Here is a 21,033-nt window from a genome sequence, read left to right as displayed (position 1 = left end):
TTTTGGAATGCTCATGAATGCTCCCGGTCATGCCGACCTAGCGCGGCGCCCTTTACCTGAAGGTTTTGTAGAAGCCTTGCAGGCTCAGTTCCAAGAGCGTTGCTCGCTTTCTCACGCTGTGCGTGAACACCATGGACGGGATGAATCGCCGTATCCACCCATGCTGCCTGATGTGGTTGTTTTTGCTCGCAGCACAGAAGAAGTGGCCTGGGTGGCACGTCATTGTCATGAACACCATGTGCCCCTGATTCCTTACGGGGCTGGTTCCTCGCTGGAAGGGCATTTTCTGGCGATTCAAGGTGGCGTCAGCCTGGACTTGTCCGGTATGGACGAAATTGTCGCAATCAACGCCGAGGACTTCACCGCCACGGTGCAAGCGGGCGTCACGCGCATGGCCTTGAACGAGCACATCCGTGATACGGGCTTGTTTTTCCCCATCGACCCCGGTGCGGATGCCAGCCTGGGCGGGATGACCGCAACGCGTGCGTCGGGTACCAATGCCGTGCGTTACGGCACCATGCGCGAAAACGTCCTGACTTTGAAGGTTGTGACGGCAGATGGCCGCATTATTGATACGGCTAACCGTGCCAAGAAATCCTCCGCCGGTTACGACCTGACCCGCTTGTTCATCGGTAGCGAAGGCACGCTGGGCATCATTACCGAAGTGACGGTGCGTCTGTACCCGCAGCCCGAAGCCATTTCGGCGGCTATCTGTAATTTCCCCGATCTGCGCTCTGCCGTGCAAAGCGTGATCGAGGTCATTCAAATGGGTATCCCGATTGCGCGTGTCGAATTCATGGATACGGCCGCCGTACGTGCCACCAATGCCTACAGCAAGCTGACGCTGAAAGAATCGCCCTTGCTGCTGTTTGAATTCCACGGCAGCCCCAGCGGTGTGCAGGAGCAGGCCCAGGTTGTCCAGGAAATCACTCGTGATAACGGCGGCATGGACTTTGAGTGGGCCGATAAGGCCGAGGATCGTTCCCGCTTGTGGACGGCTCGACACAATGCCTACTTTGCCGGTTTGCAACTGCGTCCTGGCTGCCGCTCCAGCACCACGGACGTTTGTGTGCCTATCTCCGCCTTGGCAGAGTGTGTGGCGCAAACCGCGGCCGATATGGATCAGGCTCCGTTCCCGTACACCATCGTGGGTCACGTGGGCGATGGCAACTTCCACGTTCTGATGCTGCTGGACGCCGATAGTCAGGAAGAGTGGGACGAGTCCGAGCGCTTGAACCATCGTCTGGTAGAGCGTGCCATTGCCATGCAGGGCACCTGCACTGGCGAACACGGTGTGGGCTTGCACAAGATGGAGTTCATGCTGGCCGAGCACGGTCAGGATGCACTGGATGTAATGAGCAGCATCAAGCAGGCGCTGGATCCTCACAACATCATGAATCCCGGCAAGATGTTGCCCCCGCGTCCTCTGGACTGATTCTGCGGTAGTCGCCTTGAAAGCCCAGACCATGTCGTCTGGGCTTTTGTGTCTTGGGCAGCACAGTTTTCCAGAAACCCCAGGTACGGGCGGTGCCTGCCTGTACATGTGTCAGGGCAGGCGTACAATGCCTTTTTTAGTTAGTCAGGTGCGCACTGGGCGCAAAGCCCAGCCAATGCGGCACCTCTCATCATCACTGCAATGACTATTTCCACCAAAAAAGGTCGCGTCGTTATCGGAATGTCCGGCGGCGTGGACTCCTCTGTCTCGGCCTGGCTGCTTAAAGAGCAAGGCTATGAAGTCGTGGGCCTGTTCATGAAGAACTGGGAAGACGACGATGACTCCGAATTTTGCTCTTCGCGCCAGGATTGGCTGGACGCAGCCAGCGTGGCCGATCTGGTCGGGGTCGAGATCGAGGCGGTCAACTTCGCTGCGGAATATAAGGACCGCGTGTTTGCGGAGTTCTTGCGGGAATATTCGGCAGGTCGCACCCCGAATCCCGACGTTCTGTGCAATGCGGAAATCAAGTTCAAGGCCTTTCTGGATCACGCCATGACCTTGGGCGCCGACTGGATTGCCACCGGCCATTACGCCCGTGTGCGTGGCGTGCCTATGGCCGGGGGCGGCACCGACTATCAATTGTTGAAAGGTCTGGATGCTTCCAAGGATCAAAGTTATTTTCTGCACCGCCTGAACCAGGCGCAGCTGTCACGCACCTTGTTCCCTTTGGGCGAGATCAACAAGCAGGAAGTACGCCGTATTGCCGAGGAACTGAAGCTGCCCAATGCGGCTAAAAAAGACTCGACCGGCATTTGCTTTATTGGTGAGCGTCCTTTCCGCGAGTTCCTGAATCGCTATCTGCCCACTCAACCCGGTCCTATCAAAACACCGGAAGGGCAGGTATTGGGTCAGCACGTGGGTCTGGCTTTCCACACCTATGGTCAGCGCAAGGGTTTGGGCATTGGTGGTGTCAAGGGCAAGCAGCGCGAAGACGGTACCGCCGACGCCTGGTATGCCGCCCGCAAGGATCTGGCCACGAACACGCTGTATGTGGTGCAAGGGCACGATCACCCCTGGCTGTTGCAGTCTGAATTGAAGGCCGAGCAGACCAGTTGGGTAGCGGGCCATCCGCCAGCGCTGGGCCCGATTCATGCCAAGACCCGTTATCGCCAGGCCGATGCGGCCTGCACGATCCTGGCTGCCGAAGGCGACAGCCTGTCTCTTCATTTTGATCAGCCCCAATGGGCCGTAACGCCGGGCCAATCCGTGGTCTTGTACGACGGTGACCGCTGCCTGGGCGGCGGCATTATTCAATAAGAGGCGGGCATGGATCCCATTCTTGTCATCAGTTTGCTGGTGCTGGGTGCCGGTATTGGTTTGGCCGCCGGGCTGCTGGGGATTGGCGGAGGCATGATTCTGGTGCCGTTCCTGACCTTCCTGCTACCGCTGTTTGGTGTGCCGCAAGAGTTGGCCGTGCATGCTTCCATCGCCACGGCCATGGCCACGATTCTGTTCACCTCCTTGTCCAGCGTGAGGGCGCACCATAAACATGGTGCCATTCGCTGGGATGTGGTCAAGGTCATGGTGCCCGGCCTGATCCTGGGCGGGCTGCTGTCGGGCGGCGCGATTTTTGCCATGATCAACAGCACGGCGCTGGCGATTGTGTTCGGTGTGTTCGTCCTGTATTCGGCCTCCAAAATGGCACGCAAGTCGGCCCCGGTGCAAGGCCGCTCTTTGCCAGCCCCATTCTGGATTGCTGCCATGGGAGCCTTGATCGGTTTCGTGTCCGGTCTGCTGGGGGCGGGTGGGGCCTTCTTGTCTGTCCCCTTCATGCTGCGCGGCAATGTGCCTGTGCGGCAGGCCGTCGCTACCTCGGCCGCCTTGGGCTTTTTCATTGCTCTGGCCAATAGCGTGGGTTATATCTGGTCCGGGCAGGCCACCTTTGGCAGCCACCCCGGCATGATTGGTTTTATCTACTGGCCGGCCTTGTTGATTGTTTCGGCCACCAGTATTTGTACCGCCCCCCTGGGGGCCAGTCTGGCCCACAAGATCGATCAGGTGACGCTCAAGCGCATCTTTGCTGGCATGTTGACTGTGCTGGCGATCTACATGATTACGCAGGCCATCACACAGGCTTGATGTTTTCTGGCTGGACTTTGCCATACGCACAGTCCAGCCCATTCAGCTCGGTTTCTTCTGCCGGCTCAAAAACTCCCCCAGCTGTCCAGTGAATTGCTGTCCGTAGCGCAGTCATTGCCTGCTCGCTTTGCGGCAGTGTGCTGCCGTAAGCATGAAATTCGTGCGTCATATCCGGCCAGACATCCAGCCGTATATTGGCCCCCTGCTTGTGCGCCTCTCGGGCAAAATCCCGGATCATGTCGACCAGAATTTCCTTGCCGCCTGCCTGAATGTAGATGGGGGCCAGATGGCGCAGATCCTGTGCAATGGGCGAGAGCCGATCATCACTCCAGGGGCCGTTGCCCTTTAGCCATTGACCGTATTGCAGCGTTTGATAGCCCTGCACCATATCGTAGCGATCATGACCAAACTGGCTGGCGCCGCGTCGTCCTATATCCGTCCAGGGGCTTAGTGCCAAGGCCAGAGAAGGTTGGGGCAGTCCCGCTTGACGCAGGCTGACCAAGCTCATCAGCACCAGGTGTCCGCCTGCCGAGTCGCCTGCCAGGACAATATCCTGGGCGGGGATTCCACGTCCAAGCAGATAGCGGTAGGCGTCTAGCGCATCTTCCTGTTGGGCCGGGTGAGGGTGCTCCGGGGTCAGGCGGTAGTCCACGGCGAAGATGGGTATTTGCAGCTTGTAGGCCAGCAGACGAATGAAGTGGCGCGACACGATTGGGTAGAAAGCATAGCCGCCGCCATGAAAGTACAAGATGGTTTTGCTGCTGTTCGGGCGATCTGGAATGAACCAGTCACCCCGTGGTTCTGGGGACGTGCTGGCCTGCATCTGGACGGGCAAGTCCGGTTCGGCAATCGTGTACAAGCTGTCGAAATAGGCGCGGCCTTCAGCTATGGTTGGCAAGCGGAAGGCGTGGTTGAACTGCTTGCGATAGAACAGGGTGGCGATTTCAAAAGGCACGGACCAGCCGGGCACTAGCGGTTTGGCGATGATACGTCGAGCCAGTACGTCTATGGTGGTGGACCAGAGGGTGAGGGCGCTTCGGCAACGATGAGACCAGGAACCTTGCAAGATAGTTTTGGGCATAAAAGGGCGGGGCTGAAGTAGGATAAAAGGACTTTCAGTGTGGCCCGGCTTGCCTGGGCCGGATAGAACGGAAACGACCTCCCATGTCTGCTTTGCCTTGTGCCCGTTTGCATCACCCCAGCCGAAAAACGGCGTCCATTATCCATCTGGGCGTGGAGCGTGATACCCGTGCTCTGGATCTGCTGCCGCAGCAACGTCTGAACTGTTATCCGGCTTCGCCCCTGGTGGTGTTGTCCTGGGTTTTCCATGGCCAGCTGCACATGGTGCAGACGCCCGTGGATGGAGGGAGTCCGGTACTGTCAGAGCCCCTGCCCGGCATGCTGTTTGCCGGGCCTTCGCGCACACCTTCTATTAGCTGGTCTCCGGGGCCTGTCCATGCGATTTCGATTGGACTGTACCCGGATGCCTTGAAACGTGTGTTTGGTATCGAGGCCAGCGACTTTCTGGATCAGGTACTGCCCATGGAGCAGGTCTTGCCCGCTGCCAGCTGTCAGACACTTGGGCAAGCTGGCACAGAAGAAGGCCCTTTATTCGAACAACTGGAGGCGGCAATTCATCGTTGTGCTCATGGCTGTCTGGCGACAGAAGGTGCTGCCACCTTGCATCATTGGTTGACGGCATTGGGGATGAGGATGGCAGCAACACGCACGGGAACGGGCTTGCGTCAGATGCAAAGGCAATTCAAGCGTTGGGCCGGGCAGAGCCAGCGTGAGCTGCAGCTGTATGTGCGTGCCGAGCGTGCTTTTGCCTTGGTGCAGCAGCAGGAAAATCCGGTCTGGTCTGATGTGGCGTTGCAAGCCGGGTATAGCGACCAGTCTCATTTTGGCAGAGAGGTCAAACGGGTTTCGGGCTTTTCACCGGCTCAGTTCGCCCAGCGCATGAAGTCTGATGAGGCCTTCTGGATGTACCGATTGCTGGGCGAGGCCTGAACCAGCAGGCATAAAAAAACCCATTCAAAAGAATGGGCCCTGGCTTGCTGGCGCAACGCTCACTGCGTAGGCGGTAAGGTGCTGGCAAACGAGGGGCGCGCTTGGAGTTTTTCATCCAGGCGTTGCAGATTGCCGTACTGCGAGCGCCAGTCCAGTTCAGGAAAGCGCAGATCCAGATAACCCAGTGCGCAGCCTACGGCAATGTCGGCCAGGCTAAAGCTGGTGCCCATGCAAAAGGACTGGTCACCCAAGGTGTTGTTCATGGATTGCAGGGCGGCGGTAATCTTGCTGTTTTGGCGGTCAATCCAGGCGGGTAGACGCAGCTCTTGGGGACGGCGTTTTTCCACCACGATGGCAACGCAGGCATCAAGCAAGCCATCTGCAATGGCTTCCCAGCATTTGACTGCAGCGCGATCACGTCCGGCTTGGGGAATCAGGCGGCCGACGGGCGAGAGGGTATCCAGATACTCGACGATCACGCGGGAGTCAAACAGATTTGCCTGATCATCCATAATCAGACAGGGGACTTTGCCCAGTGGATTGTGCTTCAGAATATCGCTGTCATCGGCCCACACATCCTCCAGAATCAGCTCGTAGTCGAGCTTTTTTTCCGCCATGACAACACGCACTTTGCGCGCGTATGGGCTGGTGAGGGAAGCTAGAAGTTTCATAAAAAGCTATCAAAAGTTGCAGGCTCAAAAAGTATAGCAGGAACCTATGGGCGAACGTCCCGCAGGCCGGGCCTGAACCTGTCGCTGGAAACAATGTTGGAAAACTGTGGTTTATTCGTCAAAGCCTCGAACAGCCGTCGCATTCTGACCCCATGCTGAACGCGTGGCATACGGGTGCCAGCCTGCAATGTTAGAATGCGGGCTGACTTTATTCCCCCTTCTTTTCTGTAGAACGATGCACATAGCCGATATCCTGAGCACTCTGAATGCCTTGTCGCCATTGGACGGGCGTTATGGCAGCCGTACCGCCCCCTTGCGTGGCCTGTTGTCCGAAGCCGCATTTATGTGGCATCGCGTAGAGGTCGAAGTGGCCTGGTTGATCGGCCTGTCCGACGCGGGTCTGCCCGAACTGCCTACTTTCTCCGCCGAAGCTCGCGAGGTACTCAAGAGCCTGGTGCAGAACTTCTCGGAAGACGATGCCGCCCGCATCAAAGCCATCGAGCGCACCACCAACCACGACGTGAAAGCCGTGGAATACTGGTTGAAAGAAAAAGTGGCCGACCACGCTGAGCTGTCCGCTGCGGCTGAGTTCATCCATTTTTCCTGCACCTCTGAAGACATCAACAACACCTCGCATGCGCTGATGCTGACGCGTGCTCGTGAACAAGTAATCTTGCCGCAACTGCAAGAAGTGTGCGATGCCATCAAGGCTCAGGCCCGCTTGCACGCCGAGCAGCCTTTGCTGTCGCGCACCCACGGTCAACCTGCCAGCCCCAGCACCATGGGCAAGGAATTTGCCAACGTGGCCGCTCGCCTGCAAAACGCCATTGCGGCCATTGCTGCGGTCCAGCCCCTGGCCAAAATGAATGGTGCCACCGGCAATTACAACGCGCACTTCTCGGCTTACCCCGAAATTGATTGGCCAGCCTTCAGCCAGAAAGTGCTGGCTGGTCTGGGTCTGACGCAAAACGTCTACACCATTCAGATCGAACCCCACGACTGGATGGCCGCTCTGTTTGACGCCATCGCTCGCGCCAACACCATCTTGCTGGACTTCAACCGTGACGTCTGGGGCTACATCTCCCTGGGTTACTTCAAGCAGCGCCTCAAAGAAGGCGAGATCGGTTCGTCCACCATGCCACACAAGGTCAACCCGATTGACTTTGAAAACTCGGAAGGCAACCTGGGCCTGGCCAACGCCATGCTGCGCCATCTGTCCGAAAAGCTGCCTATTTCCCGTTGGCAGCGTGACCTGACCGACTCGACCGTGCTGCGTAACCTGGGCGTGGCTCTGGGTTACAGCGTGGTGGCTTACGACGCCTGCCTGCGTGGTCTGGGCAAACTGGAACTGAACGCCGCAGCTGTCGATGCGGACATCGACGCATGCTGGGAAATCCTGGCCGAGCCGGTTCAAACGGTGATGCGCCGCTACGGTTTGCCCCAGCCTTACGAGCAACTCAAAGCCCTGACACGTGGTCGTGGTATTACTCAGGAAGCGTTGCGCGAGTTTATTGGCGGTCTGGAACTGCCCGCAGACGCTAAAACCTATTTGCTTGAGCTAACTCCACGCAGCTATCTGGGTGTGGCAGTAAAGTTGGCCCAGGCGATCTAAATCCAAACGGCTGTGTTCTTGCACAAGGGCACAGCCAGCCGGGTATCTTGAGCCAGTGCTTTATGAAGTGTTTTATGTTTCATCACACAGGAGTTCACATGAAAAAATTCGCGTTTCTGACTGCCGCTGCCGCCTTGTGTGCTGCGTTTGTCACGCCTGCTACCGCCCAGTTTGCCAAGCCAGAACAGGCCGTGGACTACCGTCAAGCCAGCATGTCACTGATTGGCTCGCACTTTGGTCGTATGGCTCCCGTGGCCAAAAAAGAAGCACCGTATGATGCGGCTGCAATCGCTAAAAACGTAGAAGTGCTGACGGTTTTGGCGGCTTTGCCTTGGGGCGCATTTGGCGCTGGTACCGAAGGCGGCGAGACCAAAGCTGAGGCCTGGAGCGATGCTCAGGGTTTCAAGCAAGCTACCGATGATTTCACCGCTGCAATCGATAAGCTGAAAGTGGCTTCCGATTCGGGCGACTTTGATGCTTTCCGCGTGGCTTTCGGTAATGTGGGCAAGTCCTGTAAGACTTGTCACGACGCTTACCGCAAAGAAAAATAAGCAACTGGTTTGCCTATAAAAAAAAGCCCTCGAAAGAGGGCTTTTTCTTTTAGGCCTGTGCCTGTGTGTAAAGGGAGCAGTTTGCCTGCAGGCAAGATTGGCACGAATCATGATGGGATCTCAGTGTTGATAACCCGTTTCACCGTGGGTACGGATATCCAGACCTTCGCGCTCGTGGTCAGCATCGACACGTAAGCCGCCGCAGACTAGTTTGGCAACGGTGAAGGCAATCCAGGCAGCCACACCGGACCAGACCAGCGTAACCAGCACGCCTTCGAGCTGAATCCACAACTGCATCCAGATACTGTTGCCAGCTGCAGTACCAGGCCCCCCCAGAACAGGTGCGTTGAACAGACCTGTGAGCAAAGCGCCCACAATCCCGCCCAAACCGTGAATGCCAAAAACGTCCAGCGTATCGTCGGCGCGTAACCAGCGCTTCAGAACATTCACACCCCACAAGCACGCCAGGGAGGTAATCAGGCCAATGGCCAGTGCGCCGGAAGGAGCCACAAAACCGGCCGCCGGGGTAATGCCGACCAAACCTGCGATCGCACCCGAGCAGGCACCCAGCAAGGAAGGATGACCTTTGCTGATCCATTCACCCAAAGTCCAGGCCACAACGCCGATGGCGGCTGCCAGCATGGTGTTGAAGAATGCCAGCGTGGCATTTTCATTGGCCGACAAAGCCGAGCCTGCGTTGAAACCGAACCAGCCTACCCACAACAGAGCAGCACCAATAAAGGTCAGGGGCAGGTTATGAGGTGGCATGGCTTCACGACGGTAGTTCAGTCTGGGGCCAATCATCCAGGCACCGACCAGACCGGCAATACCGGCGTTGATATGCACCACCGTGCCACCGGCAAAGTCCAGCGCGCCACGGGAGTTGAGCAAGCCGCCGTTCTGTTCATCGGCAAACCAGACCATATGGCAAATGGGCAGATAGGCCAAAGTGAACCAGATCACGGTAAAGACCAGGATGGCGGACAGGCGGGTACGTTCTGCCAGACTACCGACAACCAGAGCGCAAGTCAGGCCGGCAAAGGTGGCCTGAAAAGACGCAAACAGCAGTTCAGGCAAGGTGCCCGACATGGAGAACTGTTGGTCAGCAGCGGTGAACATGCCGTTGAACAAGACCTTGTCGAAACTGCCAATCAAGGGATTGCCAGCGGTAAAGGCCAGTGAGTAGCCATAGATAAACCACAGCACCACCCCCAGACTGAACACCAGCAAGGTCTGGGACAACATGGACAAGGCATTTTTTTGACGCACCATCCCCGAGTAAAACAGGGCCAGGCCCGGCGCGGCCATCATCAGTACCAGAAGCGTGGAGACCAGCATCCACGATAGATCAGCGTTGTTCATGATGGAGTCTCCGATTACAGGGCTTGCTCATCGCATTCGCCGGTGCGGATGCGGATGACATGGTCCAGCGGCTGGACAAAGATCTTGCCGTCACCAATACGTCCGGTGCGGGCACTGCTTTGAATGGCCTCCAGAACGCTTTGCAACTGCTCGTCGGGAATAGCCAGTTCAATGCGGATCTTGGGCAGGAAGTCGACTGCATACTCCGCACCGCGGTAAAGCTCGGTGTGGCCTTTCTGACGACCAAATCCCTTGACCTCGGTAAGCGTCATCCCCTGTATGCCCAGATCGGAAAGGGCCTCGCGTATCTCGTCAACCTTGAAGGGTTTGACGATGGCGGTAATCAATTTCATAGGTGTTCCTGAAGTAAACACAGGCAAGCTGGCCTTGCGGATGCAATGGAACACCGAGAGGGGTAGGAGACGGTTGAGAGGGGGCCGACCGGGATGGGTAATCCTGGTGGATGGCTTGTGTGCAACCGGGCAACGCCGGTTTGAGCGACTCTCCGGCTGTCAGCAGGGTGTGCGACAGCGCGAACGCAAGTGGTAGGCAAGCGGACCTGTGTTGTAGGTTGAAGAGCAACACAATTCCGGCAAGGCGAGTAAGCTAGCTAGGCACGTGACCCCGGTCTTGCCTAGTCGGTGGGCAGCGAGATAACAGCAGCGCTCTGTGACGCCTGTCTCCGCTCATCTCACCACCGCAGGAACAACGACTATGGAAAAATAATATATGTTGCGGCGCAACAAGTGCGCATTTTTTTTTAATAGTCTTAACTTTGCAACATTCGGTTCAGAAAAATGACCGGCTGCAGAGCAGGCAGAACAGACCTGTTCGTGCTGGAATTGCCGTGGCTGAATGGCAGGCAGGGCGCCAGGAGGATCCACAGGGCAGCCCGCATGTCAGCGCTGCCCGTGTATCGATAGAGCTAGTTCTGCGACTAGCAAGGATCAAGAGAGCAGCTCAGGACCTTTGTGCTTTCTGGTTTTTTTGCTGTCTGTACTCTGAGTGGAGAAGGTAAGCGGTACATGCCGCCGGTTAAATGCCTGCAGGCCCCCTTGCCATAATTTGAATCCCAGGCAGGCGTCCCATTTGTCGCGTTGGTATAGCCAATGGGTGTGACAAACAGTGCAGTGATACAGACTTTCGGTGCTTGGTTCGTCAGTGTCATCTACTCGTCTGATGGGTTTGAGGTAAGGATGTCGTTGAGCGTTGGGTTGCGATAGTGGAAGGGTTTGGCACATGATGCACATGGTGCCTCGGTCTAGCTGGGCCATACAATGCTCCTCAAATAATTTTGTGGTTGATGTAATAGCGTTTGCAAACTGGCTTGCCAATTAGCGTAGGGTGATGGTTTGTAATAAATATCACCACGATTCACTGTACTGCAGAAAATGTGACAGCCGTTTCAGGCCGCATCTCAATGTAATGACATGCGATCTGCGTATGGCGAGCAAGTGTTCAAATTCCTGCAAATACCAGCGTCAAAAGCTCTGGCCTTTGACTATTTTTTGGATGGCGGCTCATTGCCAGGAATCTTTTTAGGGTCCGGCTCGGGGTTGGGCGTTTTGCCGGGAGGAGTGGTGTCGGGCGCTTTGGTGGGATCAATGGCAATTGGCATGAGCATCTCCTGACTGAAGTGATCTTCCAGCGTATCGGATTTAGAGCGCAGCTAAAGTAAACAACTATGACTGCAGGGCAGGCCGCTCTTGTTTTTTCTTGTTGCATCGAAAAGAAGCTGGGCAGCCAATCGGCGAAGCCATTGCCTGGCGATGCTATGATCAAACTCCTTACAGAAAGCGGACTAGCGCCTTGGGAAGCGAGTTGGAAAAAACCACCCTGGACCTGGAGAATTTTCTCCCTTATCAAGTCACGATACTGGCCTCGCATATTGCGGTGACCTTTGCGCGTCAGCATGCACAGCAATTTGGTTTGTCCATTCCAGAGTGGCGCATCATTGCGACCCTGGGACGCTATGGCACCCTGACCTCGGGCAGTTTGACCGAGCGCACCAGCATGGACAAGGCCAAGGTCAGCCGTGCCGTTTCTCGCCTGACAGCCGCTCAGTTAATTGCTCGTCGCGATAATGAAAACGATATGCGCAGCAATCTGCTGTGTCTGACCGAGCAGGGCCAGCAAGTGCACGATCGCATTGTGCCTATCGCTCTGGGTCTGGAGCAGGAGCTGACGTCCGTGCTTAGCCAGGAAGAGCTCAGCTCCTTTAAAGAGATGATGACGCGCCTGGAGAACCGTATGGTCCAGCGCTTTGGCAGCGATTTCAGCGGCGACGCACATATTTGAAGTCTCAAGGGTAATCACCGAGTTGTACTGGATATTTCTCACGCTAATATTGTTTCGTTTGAAACGAAACAATATTCAGGAGAGGATCATGACGCAGGTCGTAGACAGCCCAATCGCAGCCAGCCGCTTGGAAACCACAATCATGTCGCCCGCTATCGGTGTCGAGGTAGCGGGTGTCGATTTGACTCAGGCCCTGGAGGATACGCAGGTACAGGAGCTGCGCGCCTTGTTGTTGAAGCATCAATTGCTGGTGTTTCGCGACCAGCCTTTGAATGCGGCACAGCATGTTGCATTTGCCCGTTGCTTTGGTGAGCTGGAAGTGCATCCGGTTTTTCCACACGATCCGGACTATCCCGAGCTGGTGCTGCTGGGGGGCAATAACACGCAGCCGGGGCGTGAGAATATCTACCATAGCGATGTCAGCTGGCGGGCCGAACCTTCCATGGGTTCCATTCTGCGTTGCATTGAATGTCCACCCGCCGGGGGCGATACGATCTGGTGCAATATGGCACTGGCCTATGAGAACTTGCCGCCTCACATCAAAGATATTTTGCACGAGCTGGAAGCCGTACACGATTTATTGCCCGGTTTCATAGACCGTATCCCCGAGGAAGACAGAGCTGCGTTGCGAGATCGTTTTCCAGCGCAGACTCACCCTGTGGTGCGCACTCATCCAGAAACTGGCCAGCGGATTTTGTATGTCAGCAGCTGGACTACCCATCTGGCCAATTACATCGAAACCGGCTTTTTCCGTGGCATGCCCGAGCTGCAAAGCGGCGCTCATTTCCTGCTGCAGTATTTGGTGGATCAGGCCCGTCACCCGGAGTATCAGGTGCGCTTGAAATGGCAGCCTCACACCATTGCGTTTTGGGACAACCGGGCCACCCAGCATTACGCCGTTCAGGACTACTTTCCTTTGCCCCGCAAAATGGCCCGAGCCACCATTATTGGTGACCGTCCTTATTAATCGTATCGCTGCACTTTTGACAAGTTGGGGGGAGACATGGAAAACCAGAAAAAGTATTTCCCAGGACAGCGCTACGTCGTGGTGTTCTTGTTGTTTTTGTTCATGGTGATCAACTTTGCCGATAAGGCGATATTTGGTTTGGTCGCCGTGCCGTTGATGGAGGAGCTGGCCATTGGGCCACAGCAGTTTGGCACCATTGCAGGCAGCTTTTTCTTCCTGTTTGCGATCTCGGGCATTGTGGTGGGTTTTGTGTCCAATACGGTGTCCTCGCGTTTGCTGCTGGTGGGGCTGGTCATTATCTGGTCTGTAGCCCAGGTTCCGATCGCTATGGGAGCCAGCACGATTATTGCCTTGATGGCTTGTCGCATTTTGCTGGGCGTGGGGGAAGGCCCTGCCTACCCCCTGGCCTTGCACGCGTGCTACAAGTGGTTTCCGGATCAGGAGCGTACCTGGCCTACGGCCATTGTGATGCAGGGTGGGCAGGTTGGTATGCTGCTGGCCGGTCCCCTGGTGGGGTATTTGACCATCAGTCATGGCTGGCGCTCGGTGTTTTGGGTGACAGCGGCAGCAGGGCTGATGTGGCTGGTGGTATGGGCCTTGTTGGGGAAGGACGGCCCCCTCAGTGCAGCTGCGGCGCCCGCTGCAGGCAAGCACATGCCGCAGTCTCGTTGCTCTTACCGTGATGTGCTTTTGAATCGTAGTTTCATCGGCAACCTGCTGATGTACTGGGTAGCGTACTGGTGTGCTGCGCTGGTCTTTACCTGGTTGCCCGCTTATTTGCAACGCGGTCTGAACTTCTCGTCGGACACGGCGGGATGGCTGTTCTCCTTGTGCATTTTCGTGGCAATCCCGATTGTGTCGGGCGGCTCTTACCTGTCCAACCGCTTCTTGCGTCAGGGGTATTCGTCCCGAGTGGCACGCAGTCTGGTCACGGTAGGTTTCTTGTTGGCAGGGGCCTTGTGCCTGCTGGCGGCCGCTTACTTGAAGCCGGGTCCAACAGCGGGGATTGTGCTGATCGCCTTGGGCTTGAGTTTCCCCCAGGTCGGTTTTGTGCTTTGTTCGGCAATCTCAGCGCAAATCAGCCCAATCGAAAAGCGAGGTTCTACATTGGCCATCACCAATTCCTTGTCCACAACAGCGGGTCTGGTTGCACCGATTGTGATGGGAAGACTGATTCAGGCCGAGCCAGGTCTTGCCGGTTTTCACCAGGGTTTTGCCTTGACGGCCGTACTTTTGCTGCTGGGAGCCGTGCTGGGTTTTGTCTTGGTGGATCCCTCCCGCACGCTGTCGCAGATTCAGGCAAAGGCAGGAAGTTCTGTGAGTGGTTCGGCTTCTGTTTAAGGCAGGGTGTTGAAGAACGCAGAGTGGCACTGCTTACCGCGTTTTTCTATACACTTGCCTGGATGGACAGTATGGAGATTCAGGAAAAGATGATGGCAAGTGTGACGGGTTTCATGCGGGCCGCTTCATGACCGAATTACAGAAGGGGTGCCACGACTATTGACCGTGTGTAGTATTGTCACCCAAGCCCTGCCACTCAAAAATTGGCAGGGCCCTTGAGCTTCTCAGGGATAGTGTTCAGACGCAAAAAAGCCCGCTGCAGCAGCGGGCTGATTTACGGTGTTACGGCATGGTGTACCGTAAGCAGCAGGACATTTGGTGGGTCGTGACAGACTCGAACTGTCGACCAATGGATTAAGAGTCCAGTGCTCTACCAACTGAGCTAACGACCCCCGTTTCCTGCGAAGAAAAAGATTATAGAACGGAAATTATCTAGCGCAAGATGCGGTTACATAATTTTACGTTTATCAGGAGACCGGGTCAGGACGGGTGAAGGTGTCGCACATTTTCAGCTGTCCGGTTTTATAGCCTTCCATGAACCAGGCCATGCGTTGTTGCGAGCTGCCGTGGGTAAAGGAATCGGGGACCACATAGCCTTGCGATTGCTTTTGCAAGGTGTCATCGCCTACGGCTTGAGCGGCATCCAGGGCCGAGCGAATATCGCCTGGTTCCAGAATCTGGCGTTGCGCGTCAGCGTGGTTTGCCCAAATACCGGCATAGCAATCAGCCTGAAGCTCCAGGCGTACGGAGGCTTGACGAGCCTGGGAGGCGGAGCCGCTGCGACGGGCTTCATCGACACGACGCATCATGCCCAACTGGTTCTGAACATGGTGGCCGACTTCATGCGCAATCACATAGGCAGGGGCAAAGTCGCCCTTGACGCCCATCTTTTGCTCCATCTCGGTGAAAAAGCCCAAGTCTATATAAAGCTTTTGATCGGCAGGACAGTAAAACGGCCCCATGGCAGATTGACCCGCCCCGCAGGCGGTCGGGGTAGCGCCCCGGTACAGCACCAGCACGGGATCGCGGTAGCTGCCATTGGTTTGCTTGGCAAAAACATCACGCCAGACATCCTCGGTTTCGCCCAGGATCTTGGCAATGGTTTGGCCCTGTGCATCCGAGGCTGCAACGGGTTGAGACTGCGGGGCGCTGGTAGGGTCGTCGGCCAGGTTCAGCACCACACTGGGATCCACCCCAAAGTACATGGCCACCAGGGCCAGCACGATTGTCCCCAAGCCGATCTTGCCGCCGCTCAATCGTGGCCCATTGGCACGGCGGTCCTCGACATTACGGCTGGAGCGAGACTTATCCAGACGCATCACGCTCTCCTTGAATTGGAAAACGTCAATGTACTCTGATTTCCGTGGATAGAGCAGGGGCATTTTCGATTCTTGTCATCGGAAAACGGGTAGGGGGCGTTAATTACCCCACCATGACAAGTCATTGAATTGCTTGGCTTAATGTGACTTGTCCAAAGGCTATCCCCGAGCTTGCCCACTGAAAATGTGGATAAGTGGATAAGTAAGTCACCGGGACACTGCGGTATGCTACTTTTCTCAGAGCGTACCCTACTGGAGAGCGAGTATGTTGGGAGGAACCTTGTTGGCCTTGCGCGACCATGCACGAGTCCGTGCCATTGGAGCGGTTATAGCTCGATACGGGATTGGGGATGTGATGCATCGCCTGGGCTTGTCGGACCTCCTGCCCGGTAACAAGACCTCGGTGGCGGCCGAAATGCCCGAGCGCTCGGCACCTGAACGTTTGCGACGTGCGCTGGAAGAGCTGGGTCCGACCTTTATCAAGCTGGGTCAGATTCTGGCTACACGTAATGATTTGCTGTCGTTGGAGTGGACGCAGGAGCTGGAGAAGCTCCAAGGTCACGCCGCGCCGGTGCCTTGGGAAACGATCAGACCCGAGCTGGAGCAGGCTTTGGGTCAAACGGTTGAGCAAGCCTTTGCGCGCTTTGACACCCAGGTGCTGGCCTCGGCCTCCATGGCACAGGTGTATCGCGCCTGTTTGCGGGATGGCACCGAAGTCGTGGTGAAGGTGCAGCGCCCTGGTCTGGAGCCACTGATTCAGGCTGACTTGCGTTTGTTGAAACAGATTGCCCGCCTGGTCCAGCAACAAGGCCTGCTGCCCGAGTATCGCCCTTACGATATCGTGCGTGCCCTGGCTGAAGCCATTGCCGATGAGCTGGACTTCACCCGCGAAGCGGCCAATACCTTGGCGGTGCGCGAGAACATGCAGCCCTTCAAGGACATCGTGGTTCCGCGTGTCTATATGGAGTGGACCAGCGCGACGGTCATGGTGCAGGAGTTTGTCCCCGGGGTCTCGCCCATTCAAGAGGCACAGTTGCAAGCTATTGAGGCGGATCGTCCTTTATTGGCCCGCCGAGGTGCCTTGGCGTTCCTGCATATGGTGCTGGAGGACGGGCTGTTTCATGCTGATCCGCACCCCGGCAATATGATGGCCTTGCCGGGCAATAAGGTTGCCTTTATTGATTTCGGCTTGGTGGGCCATTTGACGGAACGTCGCCGCCAGCAATTGCTGGTGTTGCTACGGGCGATTGTGGATGGACAGGCAGATGGGGTGGCAACGACCTTGCTGGACTGGTCCGGGGCAGAGGACTTTGATTGGAGCCGTCTGGAAGAAAGTGCCCAGCGTTATGTAGCCCGACAAAGCAGTGGGCTGTTGTCCATCTCGGCTGCCTTGCTGGACTTCATGGCTCTGGCGCGCGAGAACCATTTAATTCTGCCGCCGGATCTGGCCTTGCTGTTCAAGGCTTTTATCACGGCGGACGGTGTGCTGAAGCGTCTGGACCCGCAGTTTGATGTGGTCGAAGTCGCGCAGCCCGTGATCATGGGCTTGATGCGCAAGCAGTACTCGCCACGTCGTGTTTATGCGGACCTGCAACGCAGTTTGCTGGAGTCGCGGCAGTTGGCCATGGATGCGCCCCAATTGCTGCGTCTGTTGATGCATAGGGTGCGGCAAGGAAAGATCTCGGCGCGTATTCAAATCGAGGGCATGCCGCGTCTGGCCTCGTCGCTGGAAAAGGCAGCCACCCGTCTGGCCATTGCGATTGTGACGGCGGCTTTTGTATTGATTTTGGGTCCGGTGCTGGTTACGCGCGGTCCCGCATGGCTGGGCCTGACTATTTTCAGCTGGGCGGGTTTATTAGCCGCCGTGCTGGGCCTGGTTCTGGTTTTGTGGGGATTTTGGCGACGGCGCTAAGAAGTATCTTGAGGCCGTCGCTTTCTGCGCAGGAAGTGCTCAAGCGGCTAGTCACCGTCCAGTTTAAAAGACGGCTAGTAAAAATGCGGCTCAGCCCAAACAGTCCCCGCATTATCCCCAGGTTTATTCACAGCTTCTGGGGATAAGTCGGCCTTACATAAAGTCGTCCATGCCACCGCCTACGGGTGCCAGACCTGTCATCCAGTACACGCCCCAGGCAATCAGAGCCACAATGATCAGAGCGAGAAAACGGGTTTTCCAGCTGTCTTTGCTGGCAGGCAGGCTGGCATCGGCGGGAACCGGCATGCTGCCCTTGACCATGACGCTGGTTAATTTCTGACCACGCAACACGCGATACAGGAAAATAGCCAGGATATGCAAGGCAATAATGGCCAGCATGATCCATTCATTGGCTTTGTGCAGGCCCGTCAGGGTTTTGGACCAGTCGCTGCTCAGATAGGCCAAAGGGCCAGTCGTGAAGATGTCGTCATTGGCAAACAGGCCCGAGACGGCTTGAAAGCCGAACACAATCAACATGATCCAGACGGACCAGGCACCGATGGGGTTGTGGCCTGGGTAAACCGCGGGCTTGTCACGCAAGTAGCGCAGGCTGCGTACAGGATTGGGCAGGAAGTGGCTAAAGCGGGAGTAGTAACCACCAATCAGGCCCCAGACCAGGCGAAATGCCAGCAGCCCCAGGGCCAGCAAGCCAAAGCGTACGTGCCAGTCCATCCACAAACCGCCAACCTTGATCGTCACAAAACAGCCCACGATGCTGATCACGAGCAGCCAGTGGAACAGGCGGGTGGGTAGATCCCAGATGAGTAAAGGGCGAGTCGAGGAGGCTTGCATGGGGAAAATCCGGAGAGACTAAGACATCTGATTATAGTCAGTGTTGTCTTGGAGTCCGTTTTCCGCCGCGGGTTCCTTCTTTTATTGAGCGCGGGGTTTGCGCTTGCGCAAACTGATCTTGCGACCGTCGTAACGGTACTCGTCGATCAGGGTGGGATTATCCAGGCTGGGGGTTTCCATGATCAGGGTTTGACCCTGGTGGCGTACTCGAATTTGTGCGCTGCAAGACCCAAACGCTGGCGAGACGGTATAGCCCTTGGAGGACACTGTGACCCAGTGATAATAAATCGAGCAACCCCCCAGGCCGTTGTCCACCGAAATCAACGCAGTCTGGTTGTTGGATTGTCTGAAGGCGTAGGGAATATTGATCAAGCCCTTGAGTTCGGGCGCGATGATTTGCGAGTCCAGTTGCAGTTGTGCTTCATAGACATAATCGCTCTGGCTCACTTGCAAGGTGCCGTAGGGGCTGTCCAGACTTAATTGAGAAGGAGGCTGGGGCCAGGTCTGGCTTGCCGCACTATGGGCGACAAACGGTTGCAGGGCCAAGCCGAGCCCAATCACAACATAACGAATAAAGACCTTAGTGGCGGGCATGATCAATCGAGTAAGAGGATGATCAAGGCTCAGTGAAAAACACAAAGCGCCATAGATCATCTGTATTTGTAAGTTTCATAACATTTTATGTATTTTCTTGTTGCGTAGAATACCGGATCGCAGAACTTTTCGCTATAAGGATAGGCACATAAGGTGAATGTTTCATGTCTGTGTCATAGGGGGGACAAGCGAAATTAGTCCTGAAAAGCATCTTGCCTCAGGCTTAAAGAAATGGACTGAATTGGGCTATCATTGCTAGGTTGCCCCGGATGGGGCCAAGCCGCATTTCTTCGTTGCAGCAGAGACTCATTATGCAATCCATCCCGGATGCCGCACTGGCATCAGAATCGGACTCCCCGCTGGCTGCCCAGCAGGCCAAACCCGGCGCTTTATTGGACTACGTCAGCTCCAGCCGTTTGCCTACCCCCTGGGCCGTATTCCAAATCCATGTATTTGTAGAGCGCAGCAATCAAAAAGAACACGTCTTGTTGACCCTGGGGGATGTGGCCGACGGCGAGCCTGTCCTGGCCCGTGTCCACTCCGAGTGTCTGACGGGCGATGCCTTGTTCAGCCTGCGCTGCGATTGCGGCCCTCAACTGCAATTGGCGCTGGAACGTATTGCTACGGCAGGCCGTGGTGCCTTGATGTATTTACGCCAGGAAGGGCGGGGTATTGGTCTGGTGAACAAGATCCGTGCCTACAACCTGCAAGATCAGGGTGCGGATACGGTGGAAGCCAACGAGAAGCTGGGGTTTCCTGCGGATATGCGTCGCTATGATATTTGCAAGGATATGCTCGAGCACGTCGGTATCCAGAAGCTGCGTCTGATGACCAATAATCCGCGCAAGGTAAAAACCCTGCAAGAAATTGGCATTGATGTGGTGGAGCGTGTGCCGCATCAAATTGAAGGTAATCCCTTCAACGAGGCTTACCTGAACACCAAGCGTCTGCGCTTGGGCCACTGGCTGGAAACAGACGAATAAAAAGGGGCGCGCGGGCAGAAATTGATTCTGCTCCGATTTCGTTCCTGCTTATCGCGGTATCAACACAAAGGGCCAATTGATGGCCCTTTGTGTTTTTCTCTGGTGGAGATTAAGCGCGATCAGAATGTGCTGCCTGCTGGCAGGCAACGCAAAAGAGAAAGCCGGATCCGATGTCCACACAGGGATTGGGATCCGGCTTTATCTTTGCTTGCTCAGGCTTGAGAGCTGAAGGGGCGGGTGGCTGCTTGTGCAGAACTAAACAGCCAAGGCCTGGTCGAACCAGGCCTTCCCGGTCTTAGGCAGGGCTCTTTTCCAGCAAGGCGCTGACACTGGCCTTGGCGTTCTCTACAATCTGATCACGCAGCTCTGGGGTTTTGCCCAGACCTTCGGCGTACACAATACGCAGGTCCGTTACACCCATGAAGCCGAACATCACACGCAGGTAGCTTTCCTGATGTTCCATGGCCTGGCCTTGCTCCGATTCGGAGTAGATGCCACCACGGCTCAGAACCAGGTAAACCGTTTTGTCGCCAGCCAGACCTTCTGGGCCATTGCTGGTGTAGCGGAAAGTGCGGCCAGCTTGAGCCAGACGGTCCATCCAGGCTTTCAGTTGGCTAGGAATGGTGAAGTTGTAGAAGGGGGCGCCAATCACCACCACATCGGAAGCCAGGAACTGGCTCAGGTATTGTTCGGTGATGGCGTTCTCGGCACGCTGGCGCTCGCTCAGGGTGGCTGGGTCCAGACCCAGGCGCATGCCCAGGGAGTCAGCCGAAAAGTGAGGTGGCGGGTTCAGGGCCAGATCTACATGCTCCACTTGGACTTGCTCATTTTGCTGGCGCAGCTGATCAACCACAAATTGCGAAAGTTCGCGGGAAACGGAGTTGGCGCCGGTGATACTGGAGTCTACGTGTAGCAGTTTCATGATGTTTGGTGTCCAAAGCGATGAAGGAATGGTGTCATTATGTTTGATGCCCATACCTTTGATAA

At 56.2% G+C, this 21,033-nt stretch carries 19 protein-coding genes and 1 tRNA gene; 11 read left to right on the top strand and 9 right to left on the bottom strand.

What is annotated here, in order from left to right:
- Positions 1–13 precede the first annotated feature (13 nt).
- The 3 genes from NBV64_RS12500 (at position 14) to NBV64_RS12490 (ending at position 3,574) form a co-directional block, all read left to right on the top strand.
- Positions 14–1,435 (top strand): FAD-binding oxidoreductase, encoded by a 1,422-nt coding sequence (locus NBV64_RS12500; protein WP_250755891.1) that lies wholly within the window; start codon positions 14–16, stop codon positions 1,433–1,435.
- Between the two features lie 201 nt (positions 1,436–1,636).
- On the top strand, positions 1,637–2,752 hold the full coding sequence (gene mnmA / locus NBV64_RS12495; protein WP_009456210.1) for a tRNA 2-thiouridine(34) synthase MnmA: 1,116 nt from the start codon (positions 1,637–1,639) through the stop codon (positions 2,750–2,752).
- A 9-nt stretch (positions 2,753–2,761) separates the two neighbouring features.
- Entirely contained in the window at positions 2,762–3,574 is an 813-nt protein-coding gene (locus tag NBV64_RS12490; protein WP_009456212.1) for a sulfite exporter TauE/SafE family protein, read from the top strand.
- On the opposite strand, the gene NBV64_RS12485 is transcribed toward NBV64_RS12490, so the two are convergent.
- Positions 3,561–4,655 carry an alpha/beta hydrolase gene (locus NBV64_RS12485; RefSeq protein WP_250755890.1) on the bottom strand — a complete coding sequence of 365 codons (1,095 nt, stop codon included), beginning with the start codon at positions 4,653–4,655 and terminating at the stop codon, positions 3,561–3,563. The genes NBV64_RS12490 and NBV64_RS12485 overlap by 14 nt on opposite strands.
- Positions 4,656–4,738: 83 nt before the next feature.
- Here NBV64_RS12485 and NBV64_RS12480 point away from each other — a divergent pair, with 83 nt between their 5' ends.
- Positions 4,739–5,584, top strand: a complete 846-nt coding sequence (locus NBV64_RS12480) for a helix-turn-helix domain-containing protein (protein ID WP_009456223.1) — start codon at positions 4,739–4,741, stop codon at positions 5,582–5,584.
- 59 nt (positions 5,585–5,643) lie between these two features.
- On the opposite strand, the gene NBV64_RS12475 is transcribed toward NBV64_RS12480, so the two are convergent.
- Complete coding sequence (locus NBV64_RS12475; RefSeq protein WP_009456225.1) at positions 5,644–6,255, bottom strand: glutathione S-transferase family protein; 612 nt, start codon at positions 6,253–6,255, stop codon at positions 5,644–5,646.
- Positions 6,256–6,490: 235 nt separating this feature from the next.
- Between NBV64_RS12475 and purB the strand changes: the two genes are divergently transcribed.
- Both purB and NBV64_RS12465 read left to right on the top strand, forming a co-directional pair.
- Positions 6,491–7,867 carry an adenylosuccinate lyase gene (purB, locus tag NBV64_RS12470; RefSeq protein WP_250755889.1) on the top strand — a complete coding sequence of 459 codons (1,377 nt, stop codon included), beginning with the start codon at positions 6,491–6,493 and terminating at the stop codon, positions 7,865–7,867.
- Between the two features lie 98 nt (positions 7,868–7,965).
- A complete protein-coding gene (locus NBV64_RS12465; protein WP_009456228.1) occupies positions 7,966–8,418 on the top strand; it encodes a c-type cytochrome in 453 nt (150 codons plus the stop codon).
- A gap of 120 nt (positions 8,419–8,538) precedes the next feature.
- On the opposite strand, the gene NBV64_RS12460 is transcribed toward NBV64_RS12465, so the two are convergent.
- Positions 8,539–9,780, bottom strand: a complete 1,242-nt coding sequence (locus NBV64_RS12460; protein ID WP_035272617.1) for an ammonium transporter — start codon at positions 9,778–9,780, stop codon at positions 8,539–8,541.
- Between the two features lie 14 nt (positions 9,781–9,794).
- The gene (gene glnK, locus NBV64_RS12455) at positions 9,795–10,133 is read right to left on the bottom strand and encodes a P-II family nitrogen regulator (RefSeq protein ID WP_009456229.1); all 339 of its coding nucleotides are present in this window, start codon (positions 10,131–10,133) and stop codon (positions 9,795–9,797) included.
- A 1,468-nt stretch (positions 10,134–11,601) separates the two neighbouring features.
- Here glnK and NBV64_RS12450 point away from each other — a divergent pair.
- The 3 genes from NBV64_RS12450 to NBV64_RS12440 all read left to right on the top strand — a co-directional run bounded on the left by NBV64_RS12450 (position 11,602) and on the right by NBV64_RS12440 (position 14,386).
- The gene (locus NBV64_RS12450) at positions 11,602–12,078 is read left to right on the top strand and encodes a MarR family winged helix-turn-helix transcriptional regulator (protein ID WP_009456231.1); all 477 of its coding nucleotides are present in this window, start codon (positions 11,602–11,604) and stop codon (positions 12,076–12,078) included.
- 88 nt (positions 12,079–12,166) lie between these two features.
- Positions 12,167–13,045, top strand: a complete 879-nt coding sequence (locus tag NBV64_RS12445) for a TauD/TfdA dioxygenase family protein (protein ID WP_035272619.1) — start codon at positions 12,167–12,169, stop codon at positions 13,043–13,045.
- Between the two features lie 36 nt (positions 13,046–13,081).
- Entirely contained in the window at positions 13,082–14,386 is a 1,305-nt protein-coding gene (locus tag NBV64_RS12440) for an MFS transporter (protein ID WP_250755888.1), read from the top strand.
- A gap of 316 nt (positions 14,387–14,702) precedes the next feature.
- On the opposite strand, the gene NBV64_RS12435 is transcribed toward NBV64_RS12440, so the two are convergent.
- Together NBV64_RS12435 and ypfJ are read right to left on the bottom strand one after the other, a co-directional pair.
- Positions 14,703–14,778, bottom strand: a tRNA-Lys gene (locus NBV64_RS12435).
- Between the two features lie 75 nt (positions 14,779–14,853).
- Positions 14,854–15,705, bottom strand: coding sequence for a KPN_02809 family neutral zinc metallopeptidase (gene ypfJ / locus NBV64_RS12430; RefSeq protein ID WP_009456235.1), 852 nt, complete (start codon positions 15,703–15,705; stop codon positions 14,854–14,856).
- A gap of 265 nt (positions 15,706–15,970) precedes the next feature.
- On the opposite strand from ypfJ, the gene NBV64_RS12425 reads away from it, so the two are divergent.
- On the top strand, positions 15,971–17,617 hold the full coding sequence (locus tag NBV64_RS12425) for an ABC1 kinase family protein (RefSeq protein ID WP_250755887.1): 1,647 nt from the start codon (positions 15,971–15,973) through the stop codon (positions 17,615–17,617).
- Between the two features lie 153 nt (positions 17,618–17,770).
- Here the strand turns inward: NBV64_RS12425 and NBV64_RS12420 are convergent, their stop codons facing one another.
- Both NBV64_RS12420 and NBV64_RS12415 read right to left on the bottom strand, forming a co-directional pair.
- Positions 17,771–18,469 carry a cytochrome b/b6 domain-containing protein gene (locus NBV64_RS12420; protein ID WP_009456245.1) on the bottom strand — a complete coding sequence of 233 codons (699 nt, stop codon included), beginning with the start codon at positions 18,467–18,469 and terminating at the stop codon, positions 17,771–17,773.
- Between the two features lie 81 nt (positions 18,470–18,550).
- A complete protein-coding gene (locus NBV64_RS12415) occupies positions 18,551–19,063 on the bottom strand; it encodes a hypothetical protein (RefSeq protein WP_039941590.1) in 513 nt (170 codons plus the stop codon).
- A gap of 311 nt (positions 19,064–19,374) precedes the next feature.
- Here NBV64_RS12415 and ribA point away from each other — a divergent pair, with 311 nt between their 5' ends.
- A complete protein-coding gene (gene ribA / locus NBV64_RS12410) occupies positions 19,375–20,046 on the top strand; it encodes a GTP cyclohydrolase II (RefSeq protein ID WP_009456248.1) in 672 nt (223 codons plus the stop codon).
- A gap of 295 nt (positions 20,047–20,341) precedes the next feature.
- Here the strand turns inward: ribA and NBV64_RS12405 are convergent, their stop codons facing one another.
- A complete protein-coding gene (locus NBV64_RS12405) occupies positions 20,342–20,968 on the bottom strand; it encodes an FMN-dependent NADH-azoreductase (protein WP_026483011.1) in 627 nt (208 codons plus the stop codon).
- Between the last annotated feature and the right edge of the window lie 65 nt (positions 20,969–21,033).

Source organism: Alcaligenes sp. DN25 (genome assembly GCF_023674485.1).
Lineage (GTDB): Bacteria > Pseudomonadota > Gammaproteobacteria > Burkholderiales > Burkholderiaceae_B > Alcaligenes > Alcaligenes phenolicus.
Note: the sequence above shows the minus strand (reverse complement) of the source record. Positions and strands in the feature narration are given on the sequence as shown.